The following is a 14279-nucleotide window of genomic DNA, read 5'->3' as shown; positions in this document are numbered from 1 at the left end:
AATGGAAATTAAATTTGGTAAACAATTACAAATCAATGAAATATCTCAAGTTGAAATATCACTTTTTCTATTAGCAGTAAACCACGAAAAGCGAAAATATACTGCATATGATAATATTATAAAAACTAATTCTATAAATAAAGCTATTGAATTTTCATATAGCAATTATCTCAAAATTGAAAAAAAGAGTGGGATTGAAAGAATGTTTATTTCAAACTTAAAAGATATCTCAAAGGTTCTTGATAAGTTTTTTGCTAAGGTAAAGCCATCCGATAATGTTAATATTGTTTTAGATTATTCTTGTATGACTAAGCCTTGGTATTATACATTCATCTTATATTTAAAAAAGAAAAAACTCAAGCTTGATTCTGTAGTGGTTTTTTTTGTTTACACGCCGTCATCCCATGAAAAACCCCAAAGTCCTAAATCTAATTCTGAAATTGCACCTTTACCTGGTAAATATGTAGTCCCAACTGATAAACCAAAAGCTTTAATTGTTTGTTTAGGATACGAGAAAAAAAAGGCAGAAGGTATAATTGAACACTTAGACCCTAAAAGGTGTTTTCTTTTTTATTCTAAACCGGCTTTAGATAACGACTTCGTAAAGCATATAGAATCAAGTAATGCTAATATTTTAAAAGAAAGTAATGATATTATTACTTATGACTTCAAAAATTTGACCCAATTAGAGAGAGAACTTACTTCTCTTTATTATCTATTGAGGGATGATTATAGTATTATAATTGCTCCATTAGGTCCGAAACCTTTTACATTTATGTCGATGTTACTATCTGTTAAATATCATGACATTGATATTTGGCGAGTGGGTTCTGGAAGTGATATAAATGAATACGAAAGAAAACCAATTGATAATCAAACATTTATAATATCAAAAGTAGTTTTTGAAAGAAGCGCTAAAAATCAGTTACATAGCTGGTAATTCAATTCCTACTCATAAAACTCAGCCACCTCATCCAAAAGTTTTCGTTCAATATCCGGCACGTAGGTGGGTGATTTTGGATATCCCACAGGAAGCAACAAAAATGCACGTTCATTACTGGGGCGGTTCAGCAACTTGGCTAGAAAATTCATAGGGCTAGGGGTGTGGGTCAAAGTGACCAAACCTGCGTTGTGTATGGCGGTAATGAGCATGCCACAGGCAATACCTACAGATTCGTTTACGTAGTAATTGTTTATTTTTTCACCTTCATCACCAAGGTCATGTACCTTTTTAAACACCACGATCAACCAAGGGGCAATTTCCAAAAAGGGTTTGTACATATCCGTACCCAGCGGCTCTAAATCTTTTTTCCAACGGTCGCTCATCCTGCTTTCGTAGCTTTCTTTTTCTTCGGCTTCGGCGGCTTCTTTAATTTGGGTCTTAAGGGCAGGGTTGGAGACCGCACAGAACGTCCACGGTTGTTTATGGGCACCGGAAGGGGCTGTGGAGGCGGTTTTGATCAAGTTTTCTATCACTTCTTTAGGAACCGGAGTATCTGCATATTCCCTAACCGAACGGCGTTGGTCCAACAAGGAATAAAAAGCTGCACTTTGTTTGGCCAGTTCTTCTGGAGAAAGTGGGTTTTCTTGGTAAATAACGTGCGGGTGACCGTTAACGGTAATATGGGATGGAGATGACATGGTTCTGAATGCTATTTTAATATCAGGTTTACTAACCCAAAGGTATCGATTTTTCAGAAGTTTGGGCGCGCCATTTTTAGGGGTAACTGAATCTTACCGAACATTCGTCTTCCTCCATACATCAAAAAAAAGTCCGACGTATAGTAGTCGGACTTCTCATAATGCTATTTATGCAATGCTACAGATAAGCCTGAAGAATATCGGTCTTTCTGCGGTTTCTAAGGATTCTGATGGCTTTTTCCCTGATCTGTCTTACACGCTCTCTGGTAATATCAAAGAGTTCTCCAATTTCGCTTAGGCTCTTTGGGTTTCGCTCACCAATACCGTAGTATAATTTAATAACCTCACTTTCCCTGTTGGGCAGTGAACTTAGGATAAGGTCAAGGTCTGTCTTTAGTGAATCGTTCATCATATTGGCATCCGGACTGGTGGCATCGGTAGATTGAATTACTTGATACAGATTGGAAGATTCACCCTCTTGAAAAGGTGCATCCATAGACAAATGTTTTCCGGAATTCTTTAAAGCCGTTTTTACCTGTGTGGCGCTCATGTCCAATTCACGGGCAATTTCCACGGCACTTGGCGGTCTCTGGTGCGATTGTTCCAAAGAGGAGTAGACCTTGTTTATTTTACTTATTTGGCCAATTTTGTTCAAGGGTAACCGTATCATACGGGAGTGTTGTGAAATGGCCGATAATATAGCCTGTCTGATCCACCATACGGCATAGGAGATAAATTTAAAACCACGTGTCTCATCAAAACGTTTGGCGGCTTTTACCAGCCCTATATTTCCTTCGTTAATAAGGTCCGAGAGCAGTAGTCCGCTTCCTTGGTATTGTTTGGCGGTAGAAACCACAAAACGTAAATTGGCGTTTACTAATCTATTTAGGGCAACCTGATCTCCGTTACGTATTCTTCTAGTGAGCTCTACTTCCTCATCTGCAGTAATCAATTCTATTTTTGATATTTCTTGAAAGTACTTTTCTAAGGATTTAGTGTCTCTGTTCGTAATTTGTTTCGTGATCTTCAGTTGCCTCATATATTTTGATTTATTTTTAATTCGTTACTATATAATACAATTTTTATTGCATTAATCCTAATGATTTTACGGATAATCTGAATATTTTTCAAACAAAATGAAGTCACGCATCAATTTTAAAGAATACTACATGAAGCTCTTGGTCCCAAACGAATTGTGCCGAGTATAAAACGTAAAAAAGGCTACCCGAGAAGAAACCGGACAGCCTTTTTATATATTTATGGATGGAATTTATTCTTCCTCTCCGCCAGAAAGTACATCTGCCAATTCCAACTCCTCGTCCATGTCAAGGTTTACGGGAACCGAATTTTTTAATGCGGTGAATTTCTCCAAACGCTCCATTTCATCTTCTTCACCTGAAAAATAGGGGAAGACATCCATTATAGGCGATTCCGATATGGCGGGAATGGTATATTCTCCCATGGTATCCTTCATAACACCCACCGTATTGTCATACGCTTCCTTTACATCATTGGCCTGTACCAACAAATATTGGTTGGTTTTACGTTCCTTACCGCTTTCCTCGTCAAAAGCAATTAAAGACACCCTGGATTTGAACCAACGGTCCGAATTTTCAAAAGGGTGAATCTCCGCATAATTGGCCACTTTAATATTGGTGATCTTTATTTCGTCCGTATCACTTAAATACACGGACATTTCTTCCGTAATTCTGCTCTCGGCCTCAGTATAGGAAATAGCATCTACCAAAAAAGGTTCTGTCTTTACCTTTTGTATTCCCGATGTTTCGTCTAGCTTTCTATATTTTACTTTACACTCGTACCACGTTGCACTCATAACTTTTTCTTTTAGGGGAGCCAAATATAGGGGTAAGCATTAGCCGGTAAAATCAAAAAAGGGAATAGATATTCACAATTTCAAGTTCCGTTTTACACCCCTTTAAGCATGAGGGAGTTAGGGATTTTAGTCCGTACGATTTTTCCAATAATTAGGTCTATTGAATATCCTTGTTTAGAAGAATGAGGTCTTTGTCCACAAATTTCTTGAAAGAGTTTTCAGAGGAATGCCCCAGAAAGGGAACGTAAAAATGGGTCTTGACGGCATTACGCCAGACCATGGCATAGGTAATGCCACTGCTTCTAATGGCCTTGTACAAGTTTTCTGTATACCAATCTGGTTGTGGTAAGTTCTCTAGACCGGTTTCGGTAAGTGCAAAGAGCATGTTCTTTTCCATGGCGATCCGCTCAACGATCTTTAGGTTATGAATCGCTTTTTGTAAAAAGCCACCGTTTTCAAAATCATAGACATCAATACCCAAAAGGTCTACATAGGCATCACCGGGATAGTTTTTTAAATAATCCTCCCTACGCGAAAATTGATTGGGCGCATAGATGTACAGTAAATTATGAACATTGTAATCTTCCGTAAGAATAGTAACCGTATCCCGGAACAATTGTTTAAACTCCTCTGTTGTTCTTAGGCCTTCTCCCCAAAAGAAAAAATCGCCGTTCATCTCGTGCCACGGTCTAAATAGTACCGGAATTGGGTTTCCGCTGGAATCTTTTAAATCGTTGAAAAATAAGGCCAAACGCTCCATATGCTCAAGAAACACTTTACGATGCGAACCATTTTCCAACATTTGGGTTACTGCGGGAACCTTACTAAACGAATTTTGCCTTGTAATAGGATTGCTTGCATGCCAGGAAATGGTTATGATACTTCCGTTTTCATGGGCCTTTACAATAAATTCCTTTCTGAAATCCCTGAAGGAGAGATTGGGATTTAATGGATCATTAAACTCTAAGCTTTCTAAATCAAAACCAATAATGGCGGGGAAATCTTGGGCGATATCACTAAAATCGCTTTCCAGGCTATTGGGGTCAAACGCTTCAATACTACCGCCAATAGCTTCTTGTTGACCAAAGGCGATACCCTGCTGTGTTATGGACCGTAACCGTGTGTGTAGGTCTTTTGCTTCTTGAACCAAGTTGGGGTCCGCAAAGGACACCTCACCAGTTACTTCTGCCGGAACGCGTATGGCATTGGGGTCAAATAAATTATCATCGGTAGTACAGCTGAAAAAAAAGAATACACTGAAAACTACGACCACCAAACCCTTATTCATCAACGCTTTTTTTGACTGTGTCGTGAAAAGAAAGCTAAACTAACGGGGAAAGGCTCTATTTTCGCTAGAAAATACTGATTTTCTAGAGTAGGTTTTTGGTTTCCAAGGTTTCTTGGAGCCGATTGTGGTTCTCCCAAAACCGATCTTCGATTTTTTGCATTACGGATTTAAATTCGGGATGCTTTTCTAAAGGCTCAATCACCGGATCCAATTTCATAAACAATAAGACCCAATATTGATAATGGTTTTTGTCGGCAAATTCCCTGAGCTGGTCAATAGCCAGATCCAGTTTTCCCTCATGGGCATATCTCACGGCCATACTGGCCGGCTTATAAATGGATTGATCTTGCTCACAGTAGTCTACATACAATTGAAAAAACCGGGAAGCTTCCTCGGTAAGTCCCATTTTTTCATACACTACGGCAAGTTTAATATCTTCTTGGGGGTAGATTGCCAATCCTTTTGTTGTTCTAATTTCATCAAACCGTTTGTAGTAGTGATAAGCACTGTCGTATTCCCTTTTAAAATAATGCAACTTGGCGGTTTCCTGTAAAATATCCAAACGGGCAGGGTCTTTTTGCAATTCCCTTTTAATATGGGTAAGGGTTTGTTGCAAATCCCTGTCTCTGGCATACAAAATATAAGCCTTTACATAAGGTGCATAGTAATTTTGCGGGTCAAACTGTAGAGACTTTTCTATATAGCTTAAAGCCTCTTTCGTAAAGCCCGATTGAACCAGAGCGTTGCCCAAATTTAGATAGATGTAACTCTTTCCTACGGAATCATTGGCCGCAATATCCAATTGAATTCCCTTCAAGGCATACTCCAGATATTTTCCGGTATCGGGAATTAAATTGGAATAGAGAAGCGCCAGCATCTGTACCACCGCCGACGAATTTGGATTGTATTCCAAGGCTTTTTGAAGGTGGGGCACAGCCAAACGATAATCGCCAGTGTGTTGATAGTAAAGGGCTTTGGCAATAAGGCTTTCAGTGAGTTTAGAATCGTACAAAAGTGCCTTGTCAGCGTAGTTGTTAATCTTTTCAGTGTGCTTCTTTTCCTTTTTATAAAGGTCCAAATAATAGTAGGTAATGGCCAGATCGGCATAGACCAAGGCAAATTCAGGATCCTCTTCCAGAGCTTTTTCAAACAAGGGAATAGCTTCTTGTAAGCCTGCTTCCGTTCTTTGTATAAAAGGTTCTTGAGCCTTTAGAAAATAATCGTATGCCACAAGGTTATCGGTAGGTTTTTTATCGATTTGTTCCCATTCCGAAGGGGTAACATTGGCCTCAACGGCGTTGGCGATTTTTTTGGCCACTTCGTTCTGCAGGGCAAAGATGTCTACCACCTCGTGTGTATATTGTTGTCCCCAAATACGGGAATCGGTAGCGGCATCTATCAACTGTATGTTCAGCAGTACCTGATCGCCCACTTTCTGCCCGCTGCCCTCCACAATATAATTGACCCCTAAATCAGAGGCTATCTCTCCGATGTTCTTATTGGAATTACGGTATTTTTCTGCCGACGTACGGCTAACCACCCTTAGGTCTTCAATCTTCTGCAAGTTCCCCAATGCCGCCTCCATCAGACCGTTTACGAAATAGAGATTGGTAGAGTCGCTGCTCTCGTTTTTAAAGGGAAGTACCGCAATCGATTTTTCAATTTCTGGAAGCGCTCTCTTTTGGGCTTCAGAAGAACTTCTTTTTTGAATTACTAAATAGAGAAAGACCAACAATAGGGAAACTCCTATCGCTACGACCCATTTGTATTTTTGCAAAAAGGAAGGTTGGTGGATTGTTTCTTCGGGTGGAGCGAGTGCCTCGATGGACTTTTTTCCCACTTCCCCAGGAGGGTAACCATAAGCCTCCCTAAAGCATTTGATAAAATAGGAAGTACTGCCAAAACCCACACGATAGGAAACCTCGGAAACCGTAAGGTCGGAATCCTTCAACAACTCCATCGCCTGTTGTAGGCGTATCTGCCTGATAAACTGACTAGCAGATAGCTGAGTCTGTTTTTTACATTTCCGCAAAAGGTTGGACCGGCTCATGTGCATGGCTGCTGCCAGTTCCGACACTCCAAAATGCTCATCGCTCAAATTCGCTAAGACCAAGGCTTCGGCCTGCTCAGTAAAAGGACTTTTTTTAAACGGGTCTGGCATGGTATTTTTTTGGTGGCTGGCCATTGGTTCAAACAAATATAAATGAATACGCGCCAAGATAAAAATAAGGGAGTTGCGTCATAGTTTATAGGGTTGCATCATAATTTTTATCGCTTCCGCAAGGCTTATATACATTGCCCCATAGGTGATTAGTACTGCGTCAGCGTTCGATGGACCTTTGAAACATCAAATAAAATGTTGAATCACTAAAAAGTAAAATCATGAGAAAACAAGAAAACCGTCCCGCTAAACAAATGAGTTATCTACTACTTATTATTGCCATGTGCTTAGCCGCCTGCGGACAACAAAAACAGAAAAGCAATGATCAAGCGATAGCCAAGACCGAAGTAAGCGCACCGGATATTCCCCTAACACAGGCCGTGATAACTGGTAACCTAGAAGCTGTTAAACAGCATATTGAGGCCGGTACCGACCTTAACGAAAAAGATGCCCTAAGTGGGGCCACTCCTCTAATCTCGGCCATAACCTTTGATAAAACAGAGATTACTGCGGCCCTTATCGATGCCGGTGCCGATCTTGAAATAAAAAACAACGACGGTTCCACCGCCCTTCATGTAGCCGCATTTTTTGGTAGGGTAGAACTGGTACAGTTACTAATGGATGCCAAGGCCGACAAAACGGCCAAGAATAACTATGGGGCCACCGCCCGGGAAACGGTCTCCGGACCTTTTGAAGACATGAAGCCCATCTATGAAATGATGCAACAGCAATTGGGGCCTATTGGATTGGACCTAAACTTGGCCGAACTGGAAAAGGCACGTCCTGTCATTGCAATAATGCTACAATAACCTAATAACCATTCAAAAAACGACAGTCATGAAAGCCGTTAGACGTTACGATATAGACTGGCTAAGGGTCATCGCCATAGCCTTATTATTAATCTACCATATAGCCATTGTTTTTCAGCCCTGGGCCATGTTCGTTGGTTTTGTACGCAGCGAAAACGCCCTTGAAGGATTATGGGTACCCATGACCATGCTCAACGTTTGGCGCATTCCAATCCTGTTTTTTGTATCGGGAATGGGACTCTTTTTCGCCATGCGAAAGCGCAACTGGAAACAACTGATTGGCGAACGTACCCAACGTATACTTATACCCTTCCTGTTTGGCATTGTGGCCATTTCGCCCCTGCACATGTATCTTTTTCAAGCGTTCTACAAACAACCTTTAAGTTACTACCCCCATACGGGCCACTTGTGGTTTTTGGGCAATATTTTTGCTTATGCCCTTCTTTTTCTACCTGTTTTTCTTCTATTGAAACATCGTGGAGGAAGGCTTAAAAAGCTATTGGAGAAAATTATGGGTAACGCGGTGGGGCCACTGATCGTCTCTTTGTTCTTTGTACTGGAGGCCATTTTGGTAAAGCCACAGATTTATTCGCTCTATGCCGAAACCTGGCACGGCTTTTTTCTGGGAGCCCTAGCTTTCTTTTTCGGATACCTGTTCGTCTATATAGGCAGTGCGTTCTGGAACACCTTGAGAAAATGGAAATGGGCCTATTTGGCACTCGCTGTAGGCTTGTACACCCTGCGACTAATATCATATCATATGGAAGCCCCTGGCTATTTGATGGCCATGGAATCTACCTGTTGGATATTCGGTATTTTCGGACTCGTGTTCCACTACCTTAACAGGCCCAGCCGACTATTGGAATATTTAAGCAAGGCGGCCTACCCAGTGTATATTATCCATATGTTCGTGCTGTATTTGGGGGCTTGGTTGATTCTTCCCTTACAAATACATCCTGTCTTACAGTTCATTGTCATTACCGTTTTTACCTTTACAATCTGTTTTATCCTCTATGAGTCTTTAATTCGTAGAATTGAGGTTTTACGACCTTTGTTCGGACTACGAATGGAAAAATGGCCAAAGGAAAAATCATTGGAGGGTAATCCTACGTCCAAAGAAGCTGGTACTTATCCATAGCTGAGAACGGGCTCCGATAGAAAGAAGCCATTCTGGCGGCTTAAGGGATGGTGATATGCAATTGGAGCAAGAAAACAGTTTCTATTTTAATGAAATATAATAGGGCCGAAAAATTCGGCCCTATCACTTATAATTTCTTTAGGTTCATCCTTCCTAAAACCCCTATGACAAGGGTTATTAAAAAGGGAGGAAGAATTAGTTTTAGCCAGCTAAAACTCCGATTGGCTTCATGAAATTTAATGTTATAGTTTTTCCAATCTACAGATTCAGCCGGTTGATTTTTAAAGATTTTGGGATAAAAATCCAAGCGTAGCTTTTCATGAAACTCGGTAAGTTGTTTTAAGAACCCCAAGTGACTGATCATATCCGTTCCGGCCAAATGATTAAAACTAAGTTGCGCATGCATGGTAGGAACAAAAAGCGCCACTGTTTCGCTTACCGTGTTGCGTAACATTACTTTTTCGGTCATTTCGGTACTGGTATCATGAGATTCTAAATCGCCCATATGCTGCATACCGTAATACCAAAGCCAAGAAAATTCGTCTTCGGGAACAGGATAATTTTTAAACTGTGGGTAAGCTTCCAAAAACCCGTCCATTGTAGCGCTTTTTTCCAAATCCCATTTTTCATGGTAGCCGTCACGTTGTTCAACCATGGCATCCAATGCTTCGGGAACTTGATATTTGTTCAGCACATAATTATTGATCATTGCGGGAAATAAAATGGTCAAGACCACCCAAATAGATATCAATGCCAGCGCATTAAAACTAGAACTCTTTAAAAACGAAACCATCCAAAAACAGAGCGTACTCCAAAATAATAGGTACAAAAGGCTTTGTAAAAATATACCCCAGAAATTCTGGTCCATCGGTATTTGTAGGATAACGCTCGATAGGAGCAGAAGCACTACGAGCACCGCAAGAACAAAGAGTACCCTAACCAAGAGTTTTTTGAATAAAAAGGCCGCTTTTCCAGAAGTTTGCGCGGCCAAAATACGCCACGTACCCCATTCCTTTTCTTCAGAATACAAATTAAAGGTCATGGCTATCAACACTAAAGGAAACAAATAAATGATGACAAACCCCAAATCTAAATTTCCCGACATGAGCAAAGACGGATTCTCAAAATCGGTATCATATTTTTGTCCTTCCAGACCACGAATGGTGACTGCTTGCAATAACGGATTTACATCACTCTGACCAATAGAAAGAGCGTTTATATTGGCAGGTTTTTTAATTAAGGTAAAACGGAGGTAATACAACAACAATCCCAGGTCATCATTATGGTAGGTGACATTTTTCCGTATGCTTTCTTCCTGAAACTTTTGGGCGGCAACAATAGTGTTTTCCTGTTTTATCAAATACTGCTTACCAATTAGAATACTGATCAGACCAACACTCATGAGCAACACAAGACTTACCAAGAATATTTTCGTCCTAAAAAATGATTTAAACAATAAACTATACATTTATATGGCTTTTAGGTTAGTTGATAATCTTAAGAGTCCAAATAGCGCCAAAACACCCCACAAAAGCAGCGCTATGATGGAGATGAGCTCATTCTTAAAAAGTTCCCTAGTACTTAGAAATTCATAATGAAATGGCGGAAAATTTTTCCAGTAATCGCTGGAAATAACATCCGGTCCCGCTTTACCCTTGTTAGGAATCAAATCCATTTGTAACTGGTTCATTTCCTGCGCTAAATCATATCGATAATTTTCTGCCTGATCCTTAAAATGTAGAAAAGATTGAAAATCGGTTCCCGAGAAGGCCATGGATAGATTTTTAATAGCCGTATATGGGTTGATAAAAGCAGAATACCGTTCTAGATTGTTCTGTTTTCCGTAGACTTCATACAGCTGACTTTGGTGTTTGTGATACACCGCAGCACTTAAGGCCTCGCCTTTTGCCATTACAAACCCTCCATAGTTAAAGGGAAGGTCTGCCACATCGGTAACATTATTGGCCGCAAGGACGGAATCTTTTAAAGCCTTAAAATGCGGATCGTCCGGATTATGGCTATCCCCAAGTTGAACCAAATCGTGTTCTACCGCAGTCTCCATTTCTATTTTTGAGGGTGTAGGGTAGAGGTAATACCCCATTGCCTGCAATGATTTTGGAACGACAATGATGAACAGCAACCAAATACCCAAGAGCTTCACCAATGCCCCCTTAGCAGTTTTACTAAATGCCGATACAAAAACGGTAATAGCGCCTAGAATGCCAAAAAAGAGGAGGTAGGAAACAAAAAGTACCAAATACCTTAACAAACCACCGGCATGTACTTCATGCCGTTCCAATACCATAAAAAATAGGAGCACGAGAAAGACGGAAAAAAGAAAGATCAAGGACAAACTCCATAGTCCCAACCATTTTCCAAAAACAATTTCTTTTCTAGTTATACCTTGGCCTATCAGTAATTTTAAGGTGCCGTTTTCCCGTTCCTGAGCTATGGTGTTGAACCCCAAATAGAAAATTAAAAGGGGCACGATTACCTTTAATAACATGGCCAGACTAACTTCTCCGAAACGCAATAAACCGGTGGACATACTTGCTTCCGAAAAATTGACGGTATTCTGTTTGTGCGCCTCCAAAAACATGGCGTTGCCCACAAAATTTTCCATCCCGAGGTCAAAAATACTTAGTACATGCTTAATTCTAAAGGCGAACGAACCGTAATGGGCCATTCTATGAGGATGCTTGTCCGGATTGTTTTCCCAACTTTCTTGAACCTCATGTTGAATTTCATGGCGGGTATGGTTTTGGTCGTTATAATTCTGCCATCCGCTATAGGCCGAAAATAATAATAGTCCGCCCATTAGCACCGAAGCTATTAAGAGTACTTTAGACCTAAAGGCATCTTTCCATAATTGGCGTGCCAATAGATAGATTACATTTTTTCTCATACTTAGAATTTATAGGTTGCATTCAGCAATACATTTCTTGGAGCTCCAGGCCCTAATCTAGATGGGTTTAGCCCACCTAACCAATATGTTTCATCAAATAAGTTGTTGAACTTTAAGGTCAATTGCATTCCTGTGTTATTTGGCTTATAATAAACCGCAGCATCAAATACGGTATAGGAAGGGAGGAGTAGTCTATCCGTATCGTAAGTAGGGTTATACCATGTATACCGCTCATCCATATACTGGGCACCCAAACCAATTCCGATACCTTTTAAGGTTTGATTGGTGAAATCATAGCGCCCCCAAATATTTGCATTATGCTTAGGGGCACCACCAATAGGCTCACCAATGAATTCCTCTATGGCATCCTCAACAATTTCAGCATCGGCAAACCCATAAGATGCCGTAAGTTGAAAGTTTGATGCTATATAACCGGATACATCCATCTCAAAACCTCTACTTCTTTGTTCACCTCTGGTGGTTAGGTTGTCCAAATCATAGGTATCTCCAAGAAGGATGTTTTTTTGAGTAATATTGAAAATGGCAAGGTTGGCGAATATTTTTCCGTTCAAAAACTCTCCTTTTGCGCCAAATTCCGTCAAGCTACTTTCCAACGGATCAAATCTACTCGGGGAAGTGGCCCAAAAGAAACCTTCTGCCGTTGGTGATAAAGAAACTGTATTGGTGTGCGGTTGAAAGCCTTCTAGGTAAGTGGCATATGCACTAACGGTTTTTGTAATTTCATAGGTTAGACCAAATCTAGGTACAATGGCATCGTTCGTAAACTCTTGCTCATCTCCTTCATAATCAAAAATATCCGTGAAACGCTCATATCGTAAGTTTACCAAAGCTGAAAATTTTCCCACCTTAAACTGGTTTTGAATATAGAAACCGTTTGAAGTATTTAGGTTTGCAGGAATACTTAGTTCCGCAAGATTGTACGCATTGGTATTCCTAGCGCCGTTAAAAGGGTCTTCTAAGTTAAAATGAGGAACCGCAGGCACGGGTATGGTAACACCATCTACCACCGTTTGCTGAAAGTTATCCGGATTACTGGGGTCAAAATTTGCCTGACTACCATCTACCGTTAAGTATCTTCTGGCACGAAGGAATCCTGCTCCAATTTTCCGCTCCCAACGTGTAGCATCATAACCCACCAAGGTTTTATTGGTAATCTTATCGGTTTTTATGTCATAAGTGAAATAGGTACTAAAGTTGTCCGTTTCCCAAAATTGCTGTCTCTCATCATATCGCATTCGCGCCAGCGTAGGAATAACATTCCCATCAATATCCACGGCTGCACCATCCACTCTATGCTCGGCTAAATCTTCGTCCCAGGTTTGTTTCATGTATTGTGCATTGAAACCTAACCGATCGGTAAACCTTTTGCTAAAGTTCGCCATTAAAATGAGCTCTTTGTTTTTGTAGTGATCGCTTGAAGCACCCACGTTCATTGTAATTGGAGTACTATCTATATCATAGTTCCCATTTATAGCGCCAAAAATAGGTTGGCCTCTATCTAAGTTACCTTCGGCATTGCTATAAATCATCTCTACGTTAAGTGAGGTAGTCTCGTTTGGAATATAACTTAGAGAAGGTGTAAATAGTATAGCATTATTGTTCACAACATCCCTAAATGAATCCGCCTCTTGAATTGCGGCGTTTAAACGATATAACAAGGTTTTAGATTCATTTAAGGGCCCCGTAAAATCGGCTGTAGCCCTTATGGTTCCAAAACTACCCGTAGTTAAAGAAACCTCATTACGTTTTTCTGCCAATGGTTTTTTGGTAACCATGTTTACGGTACCACCGGGATCTGCACTCGAAAAAGTAACCGATGAGGGGCCTTTTATCACTTCAACACGTTCTAAGTGTGAGGTAATAGGCTGAAGGAAGTAATATTGACGGGTACGCATTCCGTTTAATACTTGTCCGTCATCCGCTTGCGTAATACCACGAATATTATAGTGATTGTACAGCCCTGTAACGGAAACATTACTTACCGTCTTAACGGCATCGGGTACCTGAAAGGCAAGACGATCCGCAATTAATTCTTTGGTTACCGAAGTAATGGCTTGTGGTAGCTCTTTGTTGGCAATGGCCACTTTTGTAGCCGAGAACGAATAATCACTATTATAATCCGTTCTTGCCCGACCAACCACTTCTACTGACTGTAGCTGTTCTACATTTTCCTGTAATACCAAGGTTCCTAAATCGTAATCTTTTAACTCATCAAAGGTCTTTTTAATGGTAATAGACTTCATCCCTATGTAACTCACCGTCAGTTGAAAGGTGCCGGTTTCCGAAATTTCAAAACTGAAATTTCCGTTCGCTTCGGTGGTGGTTCCCCTTTTGTTTGCCGTAGCCGTATTGGAAAATGAAACAGTGGCCCCATAAACGGGTAATCCGTTCGTATCGTTAACCTTACCATTCACTTTTATTTGACCGTACGTTGCGTTGCATAGTAGTAAGGCCAGTATTATTTTTATATAGTGGTTCATCT

11 protein-coding genes are annotated in these 14279 nt (G+C 40.5%); 3 read left to right on the top strand and 8 right to left on the bottom strand.

Annotated elements, in window-relative coordinates; translation table 11 throughout:
* The first annotated feature begins 1 nt into the window (after position 1).
* Complete coding sequence (locus Q4597_RS13585; RefSeq protein WP_303406592.1) at positions 2–940, top strand: hypothetical protein; 939 nt, start codon at positions 2–4, stop codon at positions 938–940.
* A gap of 8 nt (positions 941–948) precedes the next feature.
* On the opposite strand, the gene Q4597_RS13580 is transcribed toward Q4597_RS13585, so the two are convergent.
* The 5 genes from Q4597_RS13580 to Q4597_RS13560 form a co-directional block, all read right to left on the bottom strand.
* Complete coding sequence (locus Q4597_RS13580) at positions 949–1641, bottom strand: nitroreductase family protein (RefSeq protein WP_303406591.1); 693 nt, start codon at positions 1639–1641, stop codon at positions 949–951.
* Positions 1642–1819: 178 nt separating this feature from the next.
* Complete coding sequence (locus Q4597_RS13575) at positions 1820–2680, bottom strand: RNA polymerase sigma factor RpoD/SigA (RefSeq protein WP_303406590.1); 861 nt, start codon at positions 2678–2680, stop codon at positions 1820–1822.
* 231 nt (positions 2681–2911) lie between these two features.
* The gene (locus tag Q4597_RS13570; protein WP_303406589.1) at positions 2912–3475 is read right to left on the bottom strand and encodes a DUF4494 domain-containing protein; all 564 of its coding nucleotides are present in this window, start codon (positions 3473–3475) and stop codon (positions 2912–2914) included.
* Between the two features lie 157 nt (positions 3476–3632).
* Complete coding sequence (locus tag Q4597_RS13565; protein WP_303406588.1) at positions 3633–4763, bottom strand: glycoside hydrolase family 26 protein; 1131 nt, start codon at positions 4761–4763, stop codon at positions 3633–3635.
* A gap of 82 nt (positions 4764–4845) precedes the next feature.
* On the bottom strand, positions 4846–6924 hold the full coding sequence (locus Q4597_RS13560) for a helix-turn-helix domain-containing protein (protein ID WP_303406587.1): 2079 nt from the start codon (positions 6922–6924) through the stop codon (positions 4846–4848).
* Between the two features lie 221 nt (positions 6925–7145).
* On the opposite strand from Q4597_RS13560, the gene Q4597_RS13555 reads away from it, so the two are divergent.
* Both Q4597_RS13555 and Q4597_RS13550 read left to right on the top strand, forming a co-directional pair.
* Positions 7146–7733, top strand: coding sequence for an ankyrin repeat domain-containing protein (locus Q4597_RS13555; protein ID WP_289041861.1), 588 nt, complete (start codon positions 7146–7148; stop codon positions 7731–7733).
* A gap of 28 nt (positions 7734–7761) precedes the next feature.
* Positions 7762–8871, top strand: coding sequence for an acyltransferase family protein (locus Q4597_RS13550; protein WP_303406586.1), 1110 nt, complete (start codon positions 7762–7764; stop codon positions 8869–8871).
* 127 nt (positions 8872–8998) lie between these two features.
* Here the strand turns inward: Q4597_RS13550 and Q4597_RS13545 are convergent, their stop codons facing one another.
* The 3 genes from Q4597_RS13545 to Q4597_RS13535 are packed head-to-tail and all read right to left on the bottom strand — an operon-like array spanning position 8999 to position 14277.
* Positions 8999–10339: a DUF3526 domain-containing protein gene (locus Q4597_RS13545; RefSeq protein ID WP_303406585.1), complete on the bottom strand. Its 1341-nt coding sequence runs from the start codon at positions 10337–10339 to the stop codon at positions 8999–9001.
* On the bottom strand, positions 10340–11776 hold the full coding sequence (locus tag Q4597_RS13540) for a DUF3526 domain-containing protein (protein ID WP_303406584.1): 1437 nt from the start codon (positions 11774–11776) through the stop codon (positions 10340–10342). It abuts the gene before it with no gap.
* A 2-nt stretch (positions 11777–11778) separates the two neighbouring features.
* Complete coding sequence (locus tag Q4597_RS13535) at positions 11779–14277, bottom strand: TonB-dependent receptor (protein ID WP_303406583.1); 2499 nt, start codon at positions 14275–14277, stop codon at positions 11779–11781.
* Positions 14278–14279: the final 2 nt, after the last annotated feature.

This window comes from Zobellia sp. 1_MG-2023, from assembly GCF_030549125.1.
GTDB classification, from domain to species: Bacteria; Bacteroidota; Bacteroidia; order Flavobacteriales; family Flavobacteriaceae; genus Zobellia; species Zobellia russellii.
Note: the sequence above shows the minus strand (reverse complement) of the source record. Positions and strands in the feature narration are given on the sequence as shown.